At 62.3% G+C, this 20,631-nt stretch carries 21 protein-coding genes; 17 read left to right on the top strand and 4 right to left on the bottom strand.

What is annotated here, in order from left to right; all coding sequences use genetic code 11:
* The first annotated feature begins 39 nt into the window (after nt 1–39).
* From BLV18_RS15510 to ispD, 5 genes are all read left to right on the top strand, one after another.
* Nucleotides 40–1,671, top strand: a complete 1,632-nt coding sequence (locus BLV18_RS15510; protein ID WP_049862275.1) for a CTP synthase — start codon at nt 40–42, stop codon at nt 1,669–1,671.
* A gap of 5 nt (nt 1,672–1,676) precedes the next feature.
* The gene (kdsA, locus tag BLV18_RS15505; RefSeq protein WP_049862274.1) at nt 1,677–2,522 is read left to right on the top strand and encodes a 3-deoxy-8-phosphooctulonate synthase; all 846 of its coding nucleotides are present in this window, start codon (nt 1,677–1,679) and stop codon (nt 2,520–2,522) included.
* Between the two features lie 154 nt (nt 2,523–2,676).
* Nucleotides 2,677–3,966, top strand: a complete 1,290-nt coding sequence (eno, locus tag BLV18_RS15500) for a phosphopyruvate hydratase (protein WP_049862273.1) — start codon at nt 2,677–2,679, stop codon at nt 3,964–3,966.
* 98 nt (nt 3,967–4,064) lie between these two features.
* Entirely contained in the window at nt 4,065–4,343 is a 279-nt protein-coding gene (gene ftsB / locus BLV18_RS15495) for a cell division protein FtsB (RefSeq protein ID WP_043185120.1), read from the top strand.
* Nucleotides 4,340–5,047 (top strand): 2-C-methyl-D-erythritol 4-phosphate cytidylyltransferase, encoded by a 708-nt coding sequence (gene ispD / locus BLV18_RS15490; RefSeq protein ID WP_090359742.1) that lies wholly within the window; start codon nt 4,340–4,342, stop codon nt 5,045–5,047. Before ftsB ends, ispD begins: the two co-directional genes overlap by 4 nt.
* 38 nt (nt 5,048–5,085) lie before the next feature.
* Here the strand turns inward: ispD and BLV18_RS15485 are convergent, their stop codons facing one another.
* Complete coding sequence (locus BLV18_RS15485; protein WP_049862271.1) at nt 5,086–5,979, bottom strand: LysR family transcriptional regulator; 894 nt, start codon at nt 5,977–5,979, stop codon at nt 5,086–5,088.
* A 106-nt stretch (nt 5,980–6,085) separates the two neighbouring features.
* Here BLV18_RS15485 and BLV18_RS15480 point away from each other — a divergent pair, with 106 nt between their 5' ends.
* The 8 genes from BLV18_RS15480 to rpoS all read left to right on the top strand — a co-directional run bounded on the left by BLV18_RS15480 (nt 6,086) and on the right by rpoS (nt 13,326).
* The gene (locus BLV18_RS15480; RefSeq protein WP_043185129.1) at nt 6,086–7,198 is read left to right on the top strand and encodes an S-(hydroxymethyl)glutathione dehydrogenase/class III alcohol dehydrogenase; all 1,113 of its coding nucleotides are present in this window, start codon (nt 6,086–6,088) and stop codon (nt 7,196–7,198) included.
* 8 nt (nt 7,199–7,206) lie between these two features.
* Complete coding sequence (gene fghA, locus BLV18_RS15475; protein WP_090359740.1) at nt 7,207–8,049, top strand: S-formylglutathione hydrolase; 843 nt, start codon at nt 7,207–7,209, stop codon at nt 8,047–8,049.
* 220 nt (nt 8,050–8,269) lie between these two features.
* Nucleotides 8,270–8,743, top strand: a complete 474-nt coding sequence (ispF, locus tag BLV18_RS15470; RefSeq protein ID WP_049862269.1) for a 2-C-methyl-D-erythritol 2,4-cyclodiphosphate synthase — start codon at nt 8,270–8,272, stop codon at nt 8,741–8,743.
* Nucleotides 8,740–9,798, top strand: a complete 1,059-nt coding sequence (gene truD / locus BLV18_RS15465) for a tRNA pseudouridine(13) synthase TruD (RefSeq protein WP_090359738.1) — start codon at nt 8,740–8,742, stop codon at nt 9,796–9,798. The genes ispF and truD overlap by 4 nt, the downstream gene beginning before the upstream one ends.
* Entirely contained in the window at nt 9,786–10,535 is a 750-nt protein-coding gene (surE, locus tag BLV18_RS15460; RefSeq protein ID WP_090359736.1) for a 5'/3'-nucleotidase SurE, read from the top strand. Before truD ends, surE begins: the two co-directional genes overlap by 13 nt.
* A gap of 35 nt (nt 10,536–10,570) precedes the next feature.
* On the top strand, nt 10,571–11,206 hold the full coding sequence (locus BLV18_RS15455; RefSeq protein WP_161804308.1) for a protein-L-isoaspartate(D-aspartate) O-methyltransferase: 636 nt from the start codon (nt 10,571–10,573) through the stop codon (nt 11,204–11,206).
* Nucleotides 11,207–11,356: 150 nt separating this feature from the next.
* On the top strand, nt 11,357–12,214 hold the full coding sequence (locus BLV18_RS15450; protein WP_090359733.1) for a peptidoglycan DD-metalloendopeptidase family protein: 858 nt from the start codon (nt 11,357–11,359) through the stop codon (nt 12,212–12,214).
* A gap of 107 nt (nt 12,215–12,321) precedes the next feature.
* Complete coding sequence (rpoS, locus tag BLV18_RS15445) at nt 12,322–13,326, top strand: RNA polymerase sigma factor RpoS (RefSeq protein WP_049862264.1); 1,005 nt, start codon at nt 12,322–12,324, stop codon at nt 13,324–13,326.
* A 498-nt stretch (nt 13,327–13,824) separates the two neighbouring features.
* On the opposite strand, the gene fdxA is transcribed toward rpoS, so the two are convergent.
* Together fdxA and mutS are read right to left on the bottom strand one after the other, a co-directional pair.
* The gene (gene fdxA / locus BLV18_RS15440) at nt 13,825–14,148 is read right to left on the bottom strand and encodes a ferredoxin FdxA (RefSeq protein WP_043185148.1); all 324 of its coding nucleotides are present in this window, start codon (nt 14,146–14,148) and stop codon (nt 13,825–13,827) included.
* A 138-nt stretch (nt 14,149–14,286) separates the two neighbouring features.
* Nucleotides 14,287–16,854, bottom strand: coding sequence for a DNA mismatch repair protein MutS (mutS, locus tag BLV18_RS15435; protein WP_090359731.1), 2,568 nt, complete (start codon nt 16,852–16,854; stop codon nt 14,287–14,289).
* A gap of 207 nt (nt 16,855–17,061) precedes the next feature.
* On the opposite strand from mutS, the gene BLV18_RS15430 reads away from it, so the two are divergent.
* From BLV18_RS15430 to recX, 3 genes are all read left to right on the top strand, one after another.
* Complete coding sequence (locus BLV18_RS15430) at nt 17,062–17,562, top strand: CinA family protein (RefSeq protein WP_090359729.1); 501 nt, start codon at nt 17,062–17,064, stop codon at nt 17,560–17,562.
* 85 nt (nt 17,563–17,647) lie between these two features.
* Complete coding sequence (gene recA, locus BLV18_RS15425) at nt 17,648–18,718, top strand: recombinase RecA (RefSeq protein WP_043185156.1); 1,071 nt, start codon at nt 17,648–17,650, stop codon at nt 18,716–18,718.
* Between the two features lie 7 nt (nt 18,719–18,725).
* Nucleotides 18,726–19,193, top strand: coding sequence for a recombination regulator RecX (gene recX / locus BLV18_RS15420; protein ID WP_082484628.1), 468 nt, complete (start codon nt 18,726–18,728; stop codon nt 19,191–19,193).
* Nucleotides 19,194–19,253: 60 nt separating this feature from the next.
* Here recX and BLV18_RS15415 read toward each other — a convergent pair whose 3' ends face one another.
* Nucleotides 19,254–19,658, bottom strand: a complete 405-nt coding sequence (locus BLV18_RS15415; RefSeq protein ID WP_049862260.1) for a PA3611 family quorum-sensing-regulated virulence factor — start codon at nt 19,656–19,658, stop codon at nt 19,254–19,256.
* A 182-nt stretch (nt 19,659–19,840) separates the two neighbouring features.
* Here BLV18_RS15415 and BLV18_RS15410 point away from each other — a divergent pair, with 182 nt between their 5' ends.
* Nucleotides 19,841–20,551: a tRNA-uridine aminocarboxypropyltransferase gene (locus BLV18_RS15410; RefSeq protein ID WP_090359726.1), complete on the top strand. Its 711-nt coding sequence runs from the start codon at nt 19,841–19,843 to the stop codon at nt 20,549–20,551.
* Nucleotides 20,552–20,631: the final 80 nt, after the last annotated feature.

Raw genomic sequence — 20,631 nt, 5'->3', positions numbered from 1 at the left:
CGGCTTCTGCCGCTTTAACGCAGACTTCTAGGGTTTTTCATGACGCGCTACATCTTCGTCACGGGCGGTGTTGTTTCTTCATTGGGGAAAGGCATTGCCTCGGCTTCATTGGCGGCCATCCTGGAGGCGCGGGGGCTCAAAGTCACCATGCTCAAGCTTGACCCGTACATCAACGTCGACCCGGGCACCATGAGCCCGTTCCAGCACGGTGAAGTGTTCGTCACCCATGACGGCGCCGAGACCGACCTGGACCTGGGGCACTACGAGCGGTTCATCCGCACGACCATGACCCAGAACAACAACTTCACCACCGGCCGCGTCTACGAGCACGTGTTGCGCAAGGAGCGTCGTGGTGACTACCTGGGCGCGACCATCCAGGTCATCCCGCACATCACCGACGAGATCAAGCGCCGCATCATCAAAGGCGCCGGCGATGCCGACGTGGCCATGGTCGAGATCGGCGGCACCGTGGGCGACATCGAATCGCAACCGTTCCTGGAGGCGATCCGCCAGCTGCGCTTCGAAGTCGGCGCCAAGCGCGCGATGCTGATGCACCTGACGCTGGTCCCGTACATTGCCACCGCTGGCGAGACCAAGACCAAGCCGACCCAGCATTCGGTCAAGGAACTGCGCTCCATCGGCCTGCAGCCTGATGTGCTGGTGTGCCGCTCCGATCACCCGATCGACACCTCGTCGCGTCGCAAGATCGCGCAGTTCACCAACGTCGAAGAGCGCGCGGTCATCGCCCTGGAAGACGCCGACACCATCTACAAGATCCCGGGCATACTGCACTCCCAGGGCCTGGACGATTTCGTCGTCGAGCGCTTCGGTCTGCAGTGCGGCAGCGCTGACCTGTCCGAGTGGGACGCGGTGGTCGATGCCAAGCTGAACCCGGAACACGAAGTGACCATCGCCATGGTCGGCAAGTACATGGAACTGCTCGATGCCTACAAATCGCTGATCGAAGCGATGAGCCATGCTGGTATCAGCAATCGCACCAAGGTCAACCTGCGCTACATCGACTCCGAAGACATCGAGAACCAGGGCACTGCCCTGCTCGAAGGCGTGGACGCCATCCTGGTTCCCGGCGGCTTCGGTCTGCGCGGTGTGGAAGGCAAGATCACCGCCGTGCAGTACGCCCGCGAGAACAAGGTGCCGTACCTGGGCATCTGCCTGGGCATGCAGGTAGCAGTCATCGAATTCGCCCGTAACGTGATGGGCTGGAAAGACGCCAACTCCACCGAATTCGATCGTGCCAGCGGCCACCCGGTGGTCGGTCTGATCACCGAGTGGGAAGACGCCACCGGTGCCGTGGAAACCCGTACCGAAGCTTCCGATCTGGGCGGCACCATGCGCCTGGGTGCGCAGGACTGCCAACTGATCAGTGGTTCCAAGGTGCACGATTGCTACGCCCGCGATGTGATCGTCGAGCGTCATCGTCATCGCTACGAAGTGAACAACAACCTGCTGCCGCAACTGGTCGACGCCGGCCTGGTGGTTTCCGGTCGTTCGGGTGATGGTGCGCTGGTCGAAGTGGTCGAGTCCAAGGATCACCCATGGTTCGTGGCCTGCCAGTTCCATCCCGAGTTCACCTCGACGCCGCGTGACGGTCATCCGCTGTTCAGCGGCTTCGTCAAGGCTGCATTGGCTCAACATCAGAAGAAGGCCTGACCCTCATGGCGCAGAAGATCATCCGCGTTGGCGACATCGAGATCGCCAACGATAAGCCATTCGTGCTGTTCGGTGGCATGAACGTGCTGGAATCGCGGGACATGGCCCTCAAGGTCTGCGAAGAATACGTGCGGGTGACTGATAAGCTCGGCATCCCCTACGTGTTCAAGGCCAGCTTCGACAAGGCCAACCGCTCTTCCGTGACCTCCTACCGCGGCCCCGGCCTGGAAGAGGGCATGCGCATCTTCGAAGAGATCAAGCAGACCTTCAATGTGCCACTGATCACCGACGTCCACGAGCCTGCGCAGGCTGCCGTGGTCGCCGAAGTCTGCGACATCATTCAGCTGCCGGCCTTCCTGTCGCGCCAGACCGACCTGGTGGTCGCCATGGCCAAGACCGGTGCGGTCATCAACATCAAGAAGGCCCAGTTCCTGGCCCCGCAGGAAATGAAGCACATCCTGACCAAGTGCGAGGAAGCCGGTAACGACCAGTTGATCCTCTGCGAGCGTGGTTCGAGCTTCGGCTACAACAACCTGGTGGTGGACATGCTCGGCTTCGGCATCATGAAGTCGTTCCAATACCCGGTGTTCTTCGACGTCACCCATGCCCTGCAGATGCCGGGCGGTCGCAGCGACTCGGCCGGTGGTCGCCGTGCCCAGGTCACCGACCTGGCCAAGGCAGGCCTGAGCCAGGGCCTGGCAGGTCTGTTCCTGGAAGCCCATCCGGACCCGGACAACGCCAAGTGCGACGGTCCGTGCGCACTGCGTCTGGACAAGCTGGAACCGTTCCTCGCCCAGCTCAAGGCGCTCGACGAACTGGTCAAAGGTTTCCCGGCGATCGAAACGGCCTGATTGCGGTAAAGTAGTGCCCGATTTGTTGTGGTGAACCCTTCGCGGGCAGAGACCTGCTCCCACAGGGCTCCCTGTGGGAGCAGGTCTCTGCCCGCGAATGGGCCACCAAGACCCCCGCTGCGTCGTTCTCGTCTACTTTGGAGTGTTCATAACAATGGCAAAAATCGTCGACATCAAAGGTCGTGAAGTTCTCGACTCCCGTGGCAACCCTACCGTGGAAGCCGACGTGCTTCTGGAAAACGGCATCATCGGCACTGCCTGTGCACCGTCGGGCGCGTCCACCGGCTCGCGTGAAGCGCTGGAGCTGCGCGATGGCGACAAGAGCCGCTACCTGGGCAAGGGTGTTCTGAAAGCCGTGGCCAACATCAATGGCCCGATTCGCGATGCGCTGCTGGGCAAGGATCCGGTCGACCAGAAGGCGCTGGACCACGCCATGATTGCCCTGGACGGAACTGAGAACAAGGCATCGCTGGGCGCCAACGCCATCCTCGCCGTGTCCCTGGCTGCCGCCAAGGCCGCTGCACAGGACCAGGACCTGCCCCTCTACGCGCACATCGCCAACCTCAACGGTACGCCGGGCGTCTACTCCATGCCCGTGCCGATGATGAACATCATCAACGGTGGCGAGCACGCCGACAACAACGTCGACATCCAGGAATTCATGGTCCAGCCGGTTGGCGCCAAGACCTTTTCCGACGCCCTGCGCATGGGCACCGAAATCTTCCACCACCTCAAGGCGGTACTGAAGGCTCGCGGCCTGAGCACTGCGGTAGGTGACGAAGGTGGCTTCGCCCCTGACCTGGCCTCCAACGAAGACGCCCTGAGCGCCATTGCCGAAGCCGTCGAGAAGGCCGGCTACAAACTGGGCACCGACGTGACCCTGGCTCTGGACTGCGCTGCCAGCGAATTCTTCGAAAACGGCACCTACGATCTGGCCGGTGAAGGCCACAAGTTCGACGCCGAAGGTTTCGCCGAATACCTCAAGGGCCTGACCGAGCGCTACCCGATCATCTCCATCGAAGACGGCCTGGACGAGTCGGACTGGGCAGGCTGGAAGATCCTCACCGACAAGATCGGCGAGAAGGTTCAGCTGGTAGGTGACGACCTGTTCGTGACCAACACCAAGATTCTCAAGGAAGGCATCGACAAGAAGATCGCCAACTCGATTCTGATCAAGTTCAACCAGATCGGCACCCTGACCGAAACCCTGGAAGCCATCCAGATGGCCAAGGCCGCAGGTTACACCGCGGTGATCTCGCACCGCTCCGGCGAAACCGAGGATTCGACCATCGCCGACCTGGCCGTGGGTACCGCTGCCGGTCAGATCAAGACCGGCTCGCTGTGCCGCTCCGACCGCGTTTCCAAGTACAACCAATTGCTGCGTATCGAAGAGCAATTGGGCGCCAAGGCGATCTACCGTGGTCGCGACGAGTTTCGCGGCTAAGCAATAGATGGTAGAAAGACGACATGCGGAGCCTGGCGGATGCCAGGCTTCGTGCTATCTGGTCGCAGAGTTGAAGTTTTTTACCACTGGGTAATGTGATGCGCAGTCCTTATTGGTTGTTTCTCGTCTTGCTTCTGCTCCTGGGTGGTTTGCAGTATCGCCTGTGGGTCGGAAACGGAAGTCTCAAGCAGGTAGCCGAGCTGAAACAGCAGATCGCCGAACAGCACGCCGAGAACGAGCGGCTGCTGGAGCGCAATCGCGTGATGGACGCTGAAGTACTCGAATTGAAAAAGGGCATGGAGACCGTGGAAGAACGCGCTCGCCATGAACTGGGCATGGTCAAGGAGGGTGAAACCCTCTACCAGTTGGCCCAATGAAGACCTCGCTGCCAGCCTTCTGGGCAGTGATTCCCGCTGCAGGCGTGGGTGCGCGCATGGCGGCGGATCGTCCCAAGCAATACCTGAGCCTGGGCGGTCGTACCATTCTGGAACACAGCATCGATTGTTTTCTCGGGCATCCGCAGCTCAAGGGCGTGATCGTCAGCCTTGCTGCAGATGATCCGTTCTGGCCCGAACTGCCCAGCGCCCGCAACGAACTGATCCAGCGCGTGGCCGGCGGCCGGGAGCGGGCCGATTCGGTGCTCAACGCCTTGCTGCATTTGCATGCCCAGGGCGCGGACGAAGGCGATTGGGTGCTGGTGCACGATGCGGCGCGTCCCAACCTGTCCCGCGCCGATCTGGACAAGCTGCTCGCCGAACTCGCCGACGACAGCGTGGGCGGGTTGCTGGCCGTACCGGCGCGAGACACGCTCAAGCGTGCCGATGCGACCGGGCGCGTTCAGCACACCGTGGATCGCAGCACGATCTGGCAGGCGTTCACGCCGCAGATGTTCCGCCTGGGCGCGCTGCATCGAGCCTTGGCCGACAGCCTGGTGGCCGGCGTGGCCGTTACCGACGAAGCCTCGGCCATCGAATGGGCCGGGTTTGCGCCGAAACTGGTCGAGGGGCGGGCGGACAACCTCAAGGTCACCCGACCGGAAGATCTCGAATGGTTGCGTCAGCGTTGGGCCCTGCGCGGCTGAAGGCGCGCGCTGGCCTGGTTCGCGGCCGATGATCGCTCCTACAGATATTCCGGCCTCTCACTCAACCCCGTCCGCAGATAGTCCACCAGCTTTCTGACCTTCGGCGACAGGTGACGCTGTTGCGGATAAAGCCCCCATACCGCCGTATTGGGCGGCTGGTGGGCGTCCAGCAGCGACACCAGCGCACCGCTGCGCAGATGTTCGAGCACATAGTAGTCGGGCAACTGGCACAGCCCTACACCCTGCAACGCTGCCTCGAGTACCGCCTGACCGCTGTTGCAGCGCCAATTGCCTTGTACCCGCTGCGCCTGCTCCTTGCCATCGACCTGCAACGGCCAGATGTCCGAGCTGCCCACCAGGCAATTGTGCCGCGCCAGTTCCGACACGCTGTGCGGACGGCCGTATCGCGCCAGGTACAAGGGTGAGGCGCAGAGGAACATCCGCCGTGGGGCCAGTCGTGTCGCCACCAGCCGTGAGTCTTGCAGGCGTCCCAGCCGGATGGCCAGATCCAGGCCCTCGTGCAGCAGGTCCAGGGTGCGGTTGCTCAGTTCGATGTCCACGCGCAGTTGCGGGTACAGCCCCATGAAGCGCGTGACCAACGGCACGATGAAGCGCTCGCCGTAGGCCACGGCACAGGTCAGGCGCAGCAGCCCCTTGGGTTCCCCGGTCAGATCGCTCATGGCACGCCAGGCTTCGTCGCGGCCATCCTGCAGGCGTTGGCAATGTTGCAGGAACGTCTGGCCCGCCTCGGTCAGCGCTACGCGCCGCGTGCTGCGGTAGAGCAGGCGCGTCTGCAGGCGTTCTTCCAACCGCGCGATCTGGCGGCTGACATGGGACGAGGACACGCCCAGGCGCTGGGCCGCGGCGCTGAAATGAGCGCACTCGGCCACTGCGACGAATTCGTCGATCCCCTCCCAACGGTTGTCACTCATCCGATTATCCCTGTACAGCATCAATGTTTTGCCGAAGGGGTGATTATTCCGTATTGGTCGATGAATTACACTGTGGTCAGTCCCGTTCATTTCAGGAGCAGCATTGATGATCAAGTCCCGCGCCGCCGTTGCATTCGAAGCCAACAAGCCGTTGGAAATCGTCGAGATCGACGTGGCCATGCCCAAGGCCGGTGAAGTCCTGCTGCGCGTGGTCGCGTCCGGCGTCTGCCACACCGACGCGTACACCCTGTCGGGCGCGGATCCGGAAGGTATCTTCCCGTCGGTACTGGGCCATGAAGGTGGCGCCATCGTCGAAGCCGTGGGCGAGGGCGTCACCTCGGTTGCGGTAGGCGATCACGTCATTCCGCTGTACACACCCGAGTGCCGTCAGTGCAAGTTCTGCAAGTCGGGCAAGACCAACCTCTGCCAGGCCATCCGTGCCACCCAGGGCAAGGGCCTGATGCCTGATGGCACCACGCGCTTCTCGTACAACGGCAAGGAACTGTTCCACTACATGGGCACCTCGACGTTCTCCGAGTACACCGTGCTGCCGGAGATCTCGGTGGCCAAGATCGACAAGCAGGCGCCCCTGGAAAAAGTTTGCCTGCTGGGCTGCGGCGTCACCACCGGTATCGGCGCGGTGCTGAACACGGCCAAGGTCAAGCCAGGCGACACTGTGGCCGTGTTTGGTCTGGGTGGCATCGGCCTGTCGGCCATCATCGGTGCGGTCAAGGCCAAGGCCGGTCGGATCATCGCCATCGACATCAACCCGAGCAAATTCGAGATCGCCCGTCAGTTGGGTGCCACCGACTGCATCAATCCCAAGGAATATGACCGTCCGATCCAGGAAGTCATCGTCGACCTCACCGACGGCGGCGTGGATTTCTCCTTCGAGTGCATCGGCAACGTGCAACTGATGCGTGCAGCCCTGGAATGCTGCCACAAGGGCTGGGGCGAATCGGTGATCATCGGTGTGGCAGGCGCCGGCCAGGAAATCGCCACGCGGCCATTCCAGCTGGTCACCGGTCGGGTCTGGCGCGGTTCGGCGTTCGGCGGCGTGCGCGGCCGGACCGAGTTGCCCAGCTATGTCGAAATGGCCGAGACCGGCGAAATCCCGTTGGACACCTTCATCACCCACACCATGGGTCTGGAAGACATCAACAAGGCGTTCGACCTGATGCACGAAGGCAAGAGCATCCGCTCGGTCATCCACTTCTGAGGTCTGCCATGAGCCTGGAAAACCTGTCGTGCCAGAAGAGCTTCGGCGGCTGGCACAAGCGTTACAAGCATCGTTCCAAAACGTTGAATTGCGACATGACCTTCGCCGTGTACCTGCCGCCGCAGGCCGAGGAGGGCGGCAAGTTGCCCGTGCTGTACTGGCTGTCGGGGCTGACCTGCACCGACGAGAACTTCATGCAGAAGGCCGGTGGCCTCAAGCTGGCCGCGGAGCTGGGCCTGATCATCGTGGCGCCCGACACCAGCCCTCGCGGTGCCGAGGTGCCGGATGATCCGGAGAAGGCCTGGGATTTCGGTCTGGGTGCCGGGTTCTATCTGAACGCCACCGAGCAGCCGTGGGCGCAGCACTACCGCATGCACGACTATGTGGTGCATGAGTTGCCTGACCTTGTGGAAGCTCACTTCCCGGCCTCGGACAAACGCTCCATCAGTGGCCACTCGATGGGCGGCCACGGTGCCCTGGTCTGCGCGCTGCGCAACCCTGGGCGCTACCGGTCGATCTCGGCGTTCTCGCCGATCAGCAATCCGATGGATTGTCCGTGGGGGCAGAAAGCGTTTTCCCATTATCTGGGGGAAGAGCGCTCGCGCTGGCGCGAATGGGACGCCAGCGTGCTGATCGCCGATGCGGCGGAACATCTGCCGCTGCTGGTGGATCAGGGCGATCGCGACGACTTCCTAGAGAACCAGCTCAAGCCGCAGGCCTTGAGCCAGGCGGCCAAGGCTGCAGGCTATGCACTGACGCTGCGCATGCAGCCGGGCTATGACCACAGCTATTACTTTATCGCCAGCTTCATCGATGACCATTTGCGGCATCACGCCAGGGCCTTGGGGTGACTGGACGGGCCCTTTCGCGGGCAGAGGGCTCGCCGCCCGCCCCGCTCCCACAAAGGTCGCGCCGCCCTGAGGACCAGGGCATCTCTTGTGGGAGCGGGGCGGGCGGCGAGCCCTCTGCCCGCGAAAGGGCCATCACCCTCATCGACAGATGTTTTGATCCGCCCAACCTGTGCCAAAGCAGGTAGAATCACGCCCTGACTCAATCAGGGCGTTTTTTTCTATGCGTATTGGCCACGGCTACGACGTGCACCGATTCGCCGAGGGTGACTTCATTACCCTGGGCGGCGTGCGAATCCCTCACAAGTTCGGCCTGCTGGCTCATTCCGACGGCGATGTCGTGCTGCACGCCTTGAGCGATGCTTTGCTCGGCGCCGCTGCGCTGGGCGACATCGGCAAGCACTTTCCGGACACCGATCCGCAGTTCAAGGGCGCGGACAGCCGTGTGCTGCTGCGTCATGTGGTGTCGGTAGTGGCCCAGAAAGGCTGGAAAGTCGGGAACGTCGACGCAACCATCGTGGCCCAGGCACCCAAGATGGCGCCGCACATCGAAACCATGCGCGAACGGATCGCCGCCGATCTGGGCGTGGAGCTGGACCAGGTCAACGTCAAGGCGACCACTACCGAGAAGCTGGGCTTCGCCGGGCGCGAGGAAGGTATCGCCGTGCATGCGGTCGCCTTGTTGCTGCGCGCATGACCGAACTCGAACTGCTCGGCCCGCGAGCTTCAGGCGACAGCCTGGGCAGCGCCGTACTCAAGGCCAGCGCTGAAGACTTCCAGGTCGATGAAGTGCTGGACATCCCCTTGTCCGGTCAGGGCGAGCACCTCTGGCTGTGGGTCGAAAAACGCAACCTCAATACCGAAGAAGCGGCCCGCCGCCTGGCCAAGGCCGCTGGCGTACCGCTGCGCACCGTCAGCTACGCAGGCCTGAAGGACCGCCAGGCGCTGACCCGGCAGTGGTTCAGCCTGCATCTGCCTGGCAAGGCCGATCCGGACCTGAGTGCTGCGCAGAACGACACCCTGGTCATCCTCAAGCACGCCCGGCACTCGCGCAAATTGCAGCGCGGCGCCCACTCGGCCAACGGCTTCACCGTGCGCCTGACTGCGCTTAAGGCGGATCGGACCGCGCTTGACGCGCGCCTTGAAGAAATCCGGCAGGCCGGCGTACCGAATTATTTCGGCACCCAGCGCTTCGGGTTCCAGGGCGGCAACCTGCACGACGCTCGGCAGTATGCCGAGCGCCAGGCGCTGCCCGAGCAACGCAACGTGCGTTCGCGCCTGCTCTCCACGGCGCGCAGTTTTCTGTTCAACCAGATACTCGCCGCGCGCGTCGCCGACGGTACCTGGAACCGTGCCCAGGTCGGTGATCTGCTGGCCTTCACCGACAGCCGCAGTTTCTTTGTGGCCGGTGAAGCCGAATGCAGCGATCCGCGACTGGACATCCTCGACCTGCACCCCACCGCAGCGCTGTGGGGCGAGGGCGCTTCGGCCGCCAGCGGCCATTGCGCCGACCTGGAAAACACCGTGGCCGGTCAGCATCCATCTCTCTGCGCCTGGCTCGCCCGGGCCGGTCTGGAACAGGAGCGACGCATTCTGCGGCTGCCCATTGGCGAGCTGACGTGGCATTATCCCGAGCCTGACATCCTGCAGTTGCACTTCGTCCTGCCGGCCGGTTGCTTCGCCACTGTCGTGGTGCGCGAACTCGTCGATCTGGTGCCGACAGGGCAGACGGAAAGTCCATGCGTATTCTGATTTCCAACGATGATGGGGTCACCGCCCCCGGCCTCGCCGCGCTTCACGACGTGTTGCAGGGCTACGCCCAGTGCACGGTGATCGCCCCCGACCAGGACCGCAGCGGCGCCAGCAGTTCGCTCACGCTGGATCGGCCGCTGCACCCGCAGACCTTGCCGAACGGCTTCATCAGCGTCAACGGCACGCCCACCGACTGCGTGCACCTGGGCCTCAACGGCCTGTTGCCCTTCGAGCCGGATCTGGTGGTTTCAGGGATCAATCTGGGCGCCAACCTGGGCGACGACGTGCTGTATTCGGGCACCGTGGCCGCCGCCCTTGAAGGGCGATTCCTGGGGCACACCTCGTTTGCCTTCTCGTTGCTGTCGCGTCAGCCCGAGCACCTGCCGACCGCAGCGTACTATGCGCGCAAGCTCATCGAGGCCCGTGACCAGTTGAACCTGCCGCCGCGCACCGTGCTCAACGTGAACATTCCCAACCTGCCGATCGAGCGTATTCGTGGCATGGTCCTGACCCGTCTGGGCCATCGGGCCCGAGCCGCCGCACCGATCCGCATGGTCGACCCGCGCGGCAAGCCTGGCTACTGGATTGCGGTGGCCGGTGATGCCGAGGACGGCGGTCCCGGTACCGATTTCCACGCAGTCATGCAGGGCTACGTGTCGGTCACCCCGCTGCAACTGGACCGTACCTTCAACCAGGCCTTCGAACAGGTTCAAGGCTGGCTCGAGGGGCTCGGTTGATGCGCAATAGAGACAATCAGCACCACGGCATCGGCATGACCTCGCAACGCACCCGCGAGCGCCTGATCCAGCGGTTGTGCGACGAAGGCCTGGCCAATACCCAGGTGCTCGAAGTGCTGCGCCGCACGCCTCGCCACCTGTTCGTCGACGAAGCCCTTGCCCACCGCGCCTATGAAGACACGGCGCTGCCCATCGGCCACAACCAGACCATTTCCCAGCCCTATATGGTCGCGCGCATGAGTGAGCTGTTGCTCGCTGCGGGTCCTTTGGACAAGGTCATGGAGATCGGCACGGGTTCTGGCTATCAGACAGCCGTATTGGCCCAGCTGGTAGAGCGGGTATTCTCCGTGGAGCGGATCAAGGTCCTGCAGGATCGCGCCAAGGAGCGCCTGCAGGCCCTCGATCAACGCAATGTGGTGTTCCGCTGGGGCGATGGCTGGGAAGGCTGGCCGGCGCTGGCGCCGTACAACGGCATCATCGTGACCGCCGTGGCGACCGATGTTCCGCAAGCCTTGCTCGATCAACTCGCGCCCGGTGGTCGGCTGGTGATTCCGGTCGGCTCGGGCGACGTCCAGCAATTGATGCTGATCGTACGCGAAGAGCACGGCTTCTCCCGGCATGTCCTGGAGGCGGTACGTTTCGTCCCGTTGCTCAACGGTCCGCTCGCGTGATCGGTGTGGCCGTGCGGAGTGAATTCTGCTGCCCGCCGCCTGTCTGACAGCGGGTCGTGGCGCAGGTACGGCCAGAGCCTGCATCCAGGCGCGTCGAAGGCGAGCAGTGAAGTTGGATATTTTTTTGTCACCACAACAAAGGAGCGGCGGGTGAGCCTCACAATCATTGGGCAGCGTGCAGGTAGTTCGAGCTTCAAGCTCCTGATGCTCGGGGTTGCGGTCGCAGCCTTTCTGTCCGGCTGTTCCAGCACCTCTAGCCAAGTCAGCGTGGTCGATCGCAACAATGCAGCCAAGGCGGCACAGCGCCAGCCCGTGACCACCGGCCAATACGCGGTCAAGCGCGGCGACACACTGTTTTCCATCGCCTTCCGCTATGGTTGGGATTACAAGGCCCTGGCCGCACGCAACAACATTCCCGTGCCCTATACCATTCACCCCGGTCAGGTGATTCGCTTCGACGGTAGCTCGGGTGCGCCAGCAACCACCGTGGTCACCACGCAGAGTGGCGCCTCGGCGTCGTCTTCCAGTCGTACCACCGTCACCCGCCGACCGTTGACCACGGCGCCGACCACGACCGCCAGCAGCGCTGCTATCCCTGTGCCTTCGCCCACGCCGGTACCCGCTGGCGAGCGCACACAGGGTGGTTGGGCATGGCCGGCCAATGGTGTTCTGATCGGCAAATTCGCTTCAAACGGTAGTTTGAATAAAGGAATTGATATCGCCGGTGATTTGGGACAGCCTGTTTTTGCTGCGTCTGATGGTGCTGTGGTTTACGCCGGGAGTGGATTGAGGGGCTACGGCGAGTTGGTCATCATCAAACACAACGATACCTACGTCAGTGCCTACGGTCATAACCGCAGGTTGTTGGTTCGGGAGGGTCAGCAGGTCAAGGTCGGTCAGACAATTGCCGAAATGGGTTCAACGGGGACGGACCGGGTGAAGCTGCATTTTGAGATTCGCCGCCAGGGCAAGCCCGTAGATCCGCTGCAGTTCCTGCCACGTCGTTGATTTGCACTGCCAGCCTGTTCCTTCACGTAGTGGGGACGGGCTCAAGCGCTGCCATGGAGATTGGCGCCGCTGGAGCTTGAGGTCGAACTCAGCAAAGGACTATAACAATGGCTCTCAGCAAAGAAGCGCCGGGGTTTGACATCGACGATGAGGTGCTCCTTATGGAACCCGGCATCGTATTGGATGTGATGTCGGACGAAGAACCTGCTGCACCCGCGGTTCGCACCAAGGCCCGCAGTTCCACATCGCTCAAACAGCACAAGTACATCGATTACACACGGGCGCTCGACGCGACCCAGTTGTATTTGAATGAAATCGGTTTTTCGCCTCTGCTTTCACCCGAAGAAGAGGTGCACTTCGCACGGCTTTCCCAGAGCGGCTGCCCAGCCGGTCGCAAGCGCATGATCGAAAGCAACTTGCGCCTTGTCGTGAAGATAGCCCGTCGCTACGTCAATCGCGGCCTGTCGTTGCTCGACCTCATCGAGGAGGGCAATCTGGGACTGATTCGCGCCGTCGAGAAATTCGACCCCGAGCGCGGCTTCCGCTTCTCGACCTATGCCACCTGGTGGATCCGGCAGACCATCGAACGGGCGATCATGAATCAGACCCGCACCATCCGCCTGCCGATTCACGTGGTCAAGGAACTCAACGTGTACCTGCGCGCCGCGCGGGAGCTCACGCAGAAGCTCGACCACGAACCGTCCCCCGAGGAAATCGCCAATCTGCTGGAAAAGCCCGTGGGCGAGGTCAAGCGCATGCTTGGACTCAACGAACGTGTGTCTTCGGTGGACGTATCATTAGGGCCGGATTCGGACAAGACCCTGCTCGACACCCTGACCGACGACCGTCCCACCGACCCATGCGAGCTGCTGCAGGACGACGATCTGTCGCAGAGCATTGACCAGTGGCTGTCCGAGCTGACCGACAAGCAGCGTGAAGTGGTGGTGCGCCGTTTCGGCCTGCGCGGGCACGAGAGCAGCACGCTGGAGGATGTCGGCCTGGAGATCGGCCTGACTCGCGAACGCGTACGCCAGATCCAGGTGGAAGGCCTCAAACGATTGCGCGAGATACTCGAGAAGAACGGGCTGTCCAGCGAGTCGCTGTTTCAATAGGCTCGCCGAAATAGCCAATGAATACGCCCCTTTCGCAGGGGCGTTTTTTATTGGCCGCTGTAATGTTGCAGGTGGTTGTCAGTATTTCCGGCGACGTTATGTAAGCCTTTGGCTATAAAGCGAGTCAAAGTTCCGTAATTTGAAATCCCGCAGGTTGCAACTGTCTGTTCCACCGCAACTTATTCAATAATCTGACAACAAAGTCAGCTTCCCGCGAGAATTAACCGCAGTTGTCTTAACTCTTGGATACGTTAATATCAAGGCGTGTTCAGGGACGACACAGGTGCTCAGGATCGAGTGCCCAGAACGGATATCGCAGTGACGCGATTCATCAGGACGATGACAGGGATAAAAGGGACAGGGAAAGGTGGGCGGCTCATTACCGCCCCTTTTTTTTGTCTTTTTTTTTTGGGTGGGAAGCAAACCACCAGCCGCTCGAACGGGCGTCACCTCAGTGATCGCGGCCGAACGGGGCTGGCGCGGGGCAGCAGGGGCGACTTAGCGCTCCAGATCCTTGATCTTGCCTTTGACGCCGTCGAATTCTTCGGCTTCAGGCAGTGCATCCTTCTTCTCGGTAATGTTGGGCCAGACTTCGGCCAACTCCACGTTCAGCTGGATGAACTCCTGCATGTCTTCGGGCACCTCATCTTCCGAGAAGATGGCTTGGGCCGGGCATTCTGGCTCGCACAGTGCGCAGTCGATGCACTCATCCGGGTGAATCACCAGGAAATTCGGGCCTTCGTAGAAGCAGTCCACCGGACAGACTTCCACGCAGTCGGTGTACTTGCACTTGATGCAGTTGTCGGTGACGACGAAGGTCATTTCTATTTCTCTCCTCAGGCGGCGGCAGCGAAGCCCTTCACAGGGCCGCTTGGTTTGGGACAGGCAGCCGCAGACCAGGCTAATAGCCGTTGGCATTCCCAAACCGCGCGGGATTCTAGCAGCTTGTAGGAATAAGCGTTAGACCCGGTTCTTCAGTGCATAGAGCAATTCCAGCGCTTGGCGCGGGGTCAGTCCATCGATATCGGTCTTGGCAAGCTGCTCCAGTACCGGGTGTGGCAAGCTGGCGAACAGGTCGGCCTGATGCGGCGCAGCGGTCTTGCCAGGCGCGGCCGTCGGCGCCTCATGGGGCAGGCTGGTGGTTTCCAGACGACTCAGGTGCTCCTTGGCCCGCTGGATCACCGCGCCTGGCACGCCGGCCAACTGTGCCACTGCCAGACCATAACTCTGGCTGGCGGGACCGGCGAGCACATGGTGCAGAAAAACGATGCGTTCGTTGTGTTCGGTAGCGCTCAGGTGCACGTTCGCCACCAGTGGCTGGCTCTCCGGCAGCACCGTCAGCTCGAAGTAATGAGTGGCGAACAGCGTGTAGGCGCGCAGTCCGGCTAGGCATTCGGCGGCAGCCCAGGCCAGCGACAGGCCGTCGAAGGTGCTGGTGCCGCGACCGACTTCGTCCATCAGCACCAGGCTGCGCTCGGTGGCGTTGTGCAGGATGTTCGCGGTCTCGCTCATCTCGACCATGAAGGTCGACCGACCACCGGCCAGATCGTCACTCGAACCGATTCGGGTGAAGATGCGGTCGACCAGCGACAGCTCGCAACTGGCCGCCGGCACGAAGCTGCCGATGTGCGCCAGCAACACGATCAAGGCGGTCTGCCGCATGTAGGTGGACTTACCGCCCATGTTCGGACCGGTGATCACCAACATGCGAGTGCTGTCGTCCAGGCTCAGGTCGTTGGCCACGAACGGCGTGGTCAGCACCTGCTCGACAACCGGATGGCGACCCTGGCCGATGCGCAGGCACGGCTCTTCCACGAAGCGCGGACGGTTAAGGTCCAGGTTCAGGGCTCGCTCGGCCAGGTTGCTCAGCACATCCAGCTCGGCCAGCGCTGCTGCGGTGTCCTGCAGAGGCGGCAAATGGCCGATGAGGTTTTCCAGCAACGCTTCGTACAACGACTTCTCGCGCGCCAGGGCGCGACTCTTGGCCGACAGCGCCTTGTCTTCGAAGGCCTTGAGCTCGGGAGTGATGAAGCGCTCTGCGCCCTTGAGCGTCTGCCGTCGGATGTAGTCCGCCGGTGCCTGCTCGGCTTGCTTGCTGGGCAGTTCGATGAAGTACCCGTGCACACGGTTGTAGCCCACCTTCAAGTGGGACAGGCCGGTACGCGCCTTTTCGCGCGCTTCGAGATCGATCAGGAACTGCCCGGCGTTCTCGCTCAGCGACAGCAGTTCGTCCAGCTCGCTGTCGTAACCGGTCTTCAGCACACCGCCGTCGCGGATCACCGCAGGTGGATTGTCGACGATGGCCTTGGCCAACAGATCGGCCAGCTCTGGATAGGTCCCGGCGATGGCCGCCAGCTGCGCCAGATGCGGTGCCTCGAGTTCGGCCATCGCCACCTGCAACTCGGGCAGCGCGGCCAGGGCGTCACGCAACCGCGCCAGGTCCCGCGGCCGGGCATTGCGCAACCCGATCCGCGCGAGGATTCGCTCGATGTCGCCGATTTCCTTGAGCTGGGGCTGCAGACTTTCGAAGCGGTAGCCTTCCAGCAGGCAGCTGATCGAGCCCTGGCGTGCCTGCAGCACCTTGAGGTCACGCAGTGGGCGATTGAGCCAGCGCGTCAGGAGGCGGCTGCCCATCGCGGTCTGGCAGCGGTCGATGACCGATTGCAGGGTATTGTCGCGCCCGCCGGCCAGGTTGGTGTCCAACTCCAGGTTGCGACGGCTGGCACCGTCCAGCACCACCGTGTCATCCAGGCGTTCGTGACGCAGGCTGCGCAGATGGGGCAGGGCGGTGCGCTGGGTTTCCTTGGCATAGCCGAGCAGGCAACCGGCGGCGCCGATGGCCAGGGTCAACTTCTCGCAACCAAAGCCCTTGAGGTCTTGGGTGGCGAACTGCTGACACAGGCTCTTGTGCGCGGTATCGCGCTCGAAGTCCCAAGGCGCGCGACGGCGCGAGCCTTTGCGCTTCTCGGCCGGCAGCCCCTGGGGCCAGTCATCGGGAATCAGCAACTCGACCGGATTGATCCGCTCAAGCTCCGCCAGCAGGTTTTCCCAGCCCGCCAGCTCCATGACCATGAAGCTGCCGCTGGTGATGTCCAATACCGCCAGACCGAACAGACGTTCGTCGCCCAGTACGGCCGCGATGAGGTTGTCGCGACGCTCGTCGAGCAGCGCTTCGTCGCTGACCGTACCCGGGGTGATGATGCGTACCACTTGCCGCTCGACCGGCCCCTTGCTCGTCGCCGGGTCGCCGATCTGCTCGCAGATCACCACCGATTCGCCCAGCTTGACCAGCTTGGCCAGGTAACCCTCGGCCGCATGGTAGGGAATGCCGCACATGGGGATCGACTGACCCGCCGACTGCCCACGGGCAGTCAGGGTGATGTCGAGCAATTTGGCCGCTTTCTTCGCGTCTTCGTAGAAGATTTCGTAGAAATCGCCCATGCGGTAGAACATCAGCTGTTCAGGATGCTGGTTCTTCAGCTTCCAGTACTGTTGCATCATCGGGGTGTGGTTAGAAAAATCGGACATTCAAGGACTTAGCTCGCGGGTGTCTTGGGGGACGTAAGGCAGGTCGCCAATAGTACAGGGATTTTTTTTGCGATGTAGGACGTTGGCAGCGCAGACGCGGTCGCACGAATGTCCGTCGGATCGGTCGTATCCAGGCAGGCCACGGCGACTTTTGACCTGCATGGCGCGAGGGCGTAGCCTCGTTGGCCGCCTTATCAAGGAGCTGCTATGGACGCCTCGACCTCACTCTCTGCCGACCTCGGCGAGCGCCTGCTTGGCCTCGGCGCCCAAGTCACTACGGCGGAGTCCTGCACAGGCGGTGGCATTGCCGAAGCCATCACGCGAATCGCCGGCAGCTCGGCATGGTTCGAAGCGGGTTACATCACCTATTCCAATGCGCAGAAAACCGCCCAGTTACAGGTTCCGACCGAGCTGTTCGAACAGGTCGGTGCCGTCAGCCGCGAGGTAGTCGAAGCCATGGTGCGCGGTGCCCAGCAGCACAGCAGAGCACGCTTCGCCGTGGCAGTCAGTGGCGTCGCCGGCCCTGGCGGTGGCTCCGCTGACAAGCCGGTGGGCACGGTGTGGTTGGCCTGGGCCGACGGCACTCGGCTGTTCAGCCGGCGCGAGCAGTTTGCCGGCGACCGCGACGCTGTGCGCCGGCAAACCGTGGTCGCTGCGCTTCAGGGTTTGTTACACCTTGCCGCTGGAGAAAAACCGTTTCCGGGGTAGGCGAGGGACGTGGTATGTGGAATAATACTGGCTACTTATACAGGTGTTCTGGCCGTCAGGCCTTATTGATTACGTGAGGACTTCAATGGACGACAACAAGAAGCGTGCCTTGGCTGCGGCCCTGGGTCAGATCGAACGTCAATTCGGTAAGGGCGCCGTCATGCGCATGGGTGACCACGATCGCCAAGCGATTCCGGCCATCTCTACCGGTTCGCTCGGTCTGGATATCGCGCTGGGTATCGGCGGTCTGCCAAAAGGCCGGATCGTCGAGATCTACGGCCCGGAATCGTCGGGTAAGACCACGCTGACGCTTTCGGTCATCGCCCAGGCTCAGAAAGCCGGTGCAACCTGCGCCTTCGTCGACGCCGAGCACGCGCTGGATCCCGAATACGCCGGCAAGCTGGGCGTCAACGTCGACGACCTGCTGGTCTCCCAGCCGGACACCGGCGAGCAGGCGCTGGAAATCACCGACATGCTGGTGCGCTCCAACGCGGTCGACGTGATCATCGTCGACTCCGTGGCCGCACTGGTGCCCAAGGCCGAGATCGAAGGCGAGATGGGCGACATGCACGTCGGTCTGCAGGCACGCCTGATGTCCCAGGCGCTGCGCAAGATCACCGGTAACATCAAGAACGCCAACTGCCTGGTCATCTTCATCAACCAGATCCGCATGAAGATCGGCGTAATGTTCGGCAGCCCGGAAACCACCACCGGTGGTAACGCGCTGAAGTTCTACGCCTCGGTTCGCCTGGACATCCGCCGTACCGGCGCAGTCAAGGAAGGCGACGAAGTGGTGGGCAGCGAAACCCGCGTCAAGGTCGTCAAGAACAAGGTGGCACCGCCATTCCGTCAGGCCGAGTTCCAGATCCTGTACGGCAAGGGCATCTACCTGAACGGCGAAATCGTCGATCTGGGTGTGGCCAACGGGCTGCTGGAGAAGTCGGGTGCCTGGTACAGCTACCAGGGCAGCAAGATCGGTCAGGGCAAGGCCAACTCGGCCAAGTTCCTGCAAGACAACCCGGAAATCAAGGCCACTCTCGAGAAGCAGATCCGCGACAAGCTGCTGACCGGCGGTACCGACAAGGCGGCAGCAGACAAGGCATCGGCGGCGACTGCACCCGCTGCCGACACCGCTGAAGCAGAAGCTGATTTCTGATTAGCCCATGCCACCTGTCGTACTGGATACACCCGTCGCCGTGCGACGGTCTGCCATGGACCTGCTCGCACGTCGCGAGCACGGTCGAGTCGAGCTGACGCGCAAATTGCGTCAGCGCGGCGCCTCCCCCGAAATGATCGACACCGAGCTTGATCGTCTCACTGACGAAGGCTTGTTGTCCGAAGCGCGTTATCTGGAAAGCTTCATTCGCTACCGAGCCAACTCGGGCTACGGGCCTGCGCGGATACGCGAAGACCTGACCCAGCGCGGTCTGCAGCGGGCTGATGTCGAACAGGCACTTCGTCAAAGCGGATTCGATTGGGGGGTACAGCTGCGTGATGTCTGGGAGCGCAAGTTCGCCGCAAGGCTTCCCATTGAAGCCAAGGAGCGGGCCCAGCAGACACGCTTTCTGGCATATCGGGGCTACCCGATGGAGCTGATTTCCCGTCTACTCAACGGCAAGGATCTGGACTGATCCATTTCGCCGTTGAGTCAGCGGTGCTCGTCGAGGAGCACAGTCATTTTTCTCAGACTATTACTTGCCGCAATCCTTGGCGGTGTAGGACTGAGTGCCGATGGTGCGATTGGTCTTGTATTCGGTGAAGTCGTAGCGCATAACGGCGCCCTGTGCCATCAGGTTGCGGAATCCCTTGTTGCGACACACGCTGGCACCCAGCTGCAGGTACACGGTTTTGGGATCGCGGCGCATCTCTTCGGCCTGGCTTTCGCGAACGCTCAGATGGTTGATCAACTGGTTGCCTTCGACGGTGAAACCTTGATCGAGGATGTCCTCGTTGATTGCGCGCGGCGTACCCACACTGCTTTGCTGAGCGACTTTCTGCAGGTTTTTCGACAGCTCCATCTCCTTCAACGAGGCAGCGTGGGCGGCCAGCGGCAGGGCAAGCAGCAAGGCGAAGGATGGGGCGATAAAGCGCAGCATGAAACACTCCTGGGCAAAAAGCCGGGCAAGACAAGTGGGCGTAAGACCTGTCGATGGTACAGGCGTTCACCCACCTCTGAGGGTAGGCGGATTATACGGTGCGACACGTCTGCTCACCATCGGCATCGCTGCCAGGGTCAGCTCTGCTAGAATCCGCGCCCCAGTTCCCAGCGTGATCTGCAATGAGCCATGCCGTTTTCCGTCTGCGCAGCGAGCGTCTGGCGCGCAGTACCCAGCCATTTACCGCAAGGGGTTCGCGTGCGCCACGCTGCCCGCGTTGCCGGGTCATTCCCCAGTACTGTCTGTGCGCCTGGCGCCCCGGCGTCGCTGCGCAGTCGGCCATGTGTCTGCTGATGCATGACGTCGAACCCATGAAACCCAGCAATACCGGTTGGCTGATCGCGGACGTGATCGCCGACACCCATGCCTTCATGTGGTCACGGGTGGGTGTCGACCCACAGTTGCTGGCGCTGCTGGCCGATCCACAGTGGCAACCCTACCTGGTCTTTCCCGGAGAATTCGTTGAGCCGCAGCGGGTGACGAACAGCGTGACTCCCCAGCCCGGCCGGCGTCCGCTGTTCATCCTGCTGGACGCCACCTGGACCGAAGCGCGAAAGATGTTCCGCAAGAGCCCCTATCTGGCCTCGCTGCCAGTGCTGAGTCTGGCGCCTGAGCAACTGTCGCGCTACACCTTGCGCCGTTCCAAGCGTGATGATCACTTCTGCACGGCCGAGGTGGCCGCGCTGTGTCTGGAGCTGGCCGGGGACGAGGCGGCAGCGCGAGTGCTGGATGCCTATCTGGATGTGTTCAGTGCACACTACCTGGCGGCGAAATTTCAGGAGCCCGTCGACGAGACGGATGCGGGGCATCGGTTCCTGGCCGACTACCTATAATTCCGGACACTGTGTCGAATCCGAGTCGACTCTGGCCGTGGAGTCGCTTGACCACCATGAGCGGGGTCGGCATTCTTGGC

The sequence above is a fragment of the Pseudomonas coleopterorum genome (assembly GCF_900105555.1).
GTDB classification, from domain to species: domain Bacteria; phylum Pseudomonadota; class Gammaproteobacteria; order Pseudomonadales; family Pseudomonadaceae; genus Aquipseudomonas; species Aquipseudomonas coleopterorum.
This window is presented reverse-complemented; position numbering and strand designations above follow the sequence as displayed.

What these genes read in the sequence shown, in the direction of transcription:
- BLV18_RS15510 (WP_049862275.1), top strand. Translation starts at nt 40, where the DNA reads ATGACGCGCTACATCTTCGTCACGGGCGGTGTTGTTTCTTCATTGGGG.
- kdsA (WP_049862274.1), top strand. Translation starts at nt 1,677, where the DNA reads ATGGCGCAGAAGATCATCCGCGTTGGCGACATCGAGATCGCCAACGAT.
- eno (WP_049862273.1), top strand. Translation starts at nt 2,677, where the DNA reads ATGGCAAAAATCGTCGACATCAAAGGTCGTGAAGTTCTCGACTCCCGT.
- ftsB (WP_043185120.1), top strand. Translation starts at nt 4,065, where the DNA reads ATGCGCAGTCCTTATTGGTTGTTTCTCGTCTTGCTTCTGCTCCTGGGT.
- ispD (WP_090359742.1), top strand. Translation starts at nt 4,340, where the DNA reads ATGAAGACCTCGCTGCCAGCCTTCTGGGCAGTGATTCCCGCTGCAGGC.
- BLV18_RS15485 (WP_049862271.1), bottom strand. Translation starts at nt 5,979, where the DNA reads ATGAGTGACAACCGTTGGGAGGGGATCGACGAATTCGTCGCAGTGGCC.
- BLV18_RS15480 (WP_043185129.1), top strand. Translation starts at nt 6,086, where the DNA reads ATGATCAAGTCCCGCGCCGCCGTTGCATTCGAAGCCAACAAGCCGTTG.
- fghA (WP_090359740.1), top strand. Translation starts at nt 7,207, where the DNA reads ATGAGCCTGGAAAACCTGTCGTGCCAGAAGAGCTTCGGCGGCTGGCAC.
- ispF (WP_049862269.1), top strand. Translation starts at nt 8,270, where the DNA reads ATGCGTATTGGCCACGGCTACGACGTGCACCGATTCGCCGAGGGTGAC.
- truD (WP_090359738.1), top strand. Translation starts at nt 8,740, where the DNA reads ATGACCGAACTCGAACTGCTCGGCCCGCGAGCTTCAGGCGACAGCCTG.
- surE (WP_090359736.1), top strand. Translation starts at nt 9,786, where the DNA reads ATGCGTATTCTGATTTCCAACGATGATGGGGTCACCGCCCCCGGCCTC.
- BLV18_RS15455 (WP_161804308.1), top strand. Translation starts at nt 10,571, where the DNA reads ATGACCTCGCAACGCACCCGCGAGCGCCTGATCCAGCGGTTGTGCGAC.
- rpoS (WP_049862264.1), top strand. Translation starts at nt 12,322, where the DNA reads ATGGCTCTCAGCAAAGAAGCGCCGGGGTTTGACATCGACGATGAGGTG.
- fdxA (WP_043185148.1), bottom strand. Translation starts at nt 14,148, where the DNA reads ATGACCTTCGTCGTCACCGACAACTGCATCAAGTGCAAGTACACCGAC.
- mutS (WP_090359731.1), bottom strand. Translation starts at nt 16,854, where the DNA reads ATGTCCGATTTTTCTAACCACACCCCGATGATGCAACAGTACTGGAAG.
- BLV18_RS15430 (WP_090359729.1), top strand. Translation starts at nt 17,062, where the DNA reads ATGGACGCCTCGACCTCACTCTCTGCCGACCTCGGCGAGCGCCTGCTT.
- recA (WP_043185156.1), top strand. Translation starts at nt 17,648, where the DNA reads ATGGACGACAACAAGAAGCGTGCCTTGGCTGCGGCCCTGGGTCAGATC.
- recX (WP_082484628.1), top strand. Translation starts at nt 18,726, where the DNA reads ATGCCACCTGTCGTACTGGATACACCCGTCGCCGTGCGACGGTCTGCC.
- BLV18_RS15415 (WP_049862260.1), bottom strand. Translation starts at nt 19,658, where the DNA reads ATGCTGCGCTTTATCGCCCCATCCTTCGCCTTGCTGCTTGCCCTGCCG.
- BLV18_RS15410 (WP_090359726.1), top strand. Translation starts at nt 19,841, where the DNA reads ATGAGCCATGCCGTTTTCCGTCTGCGCAGCGAGCGTCTGGCGCGCAGT.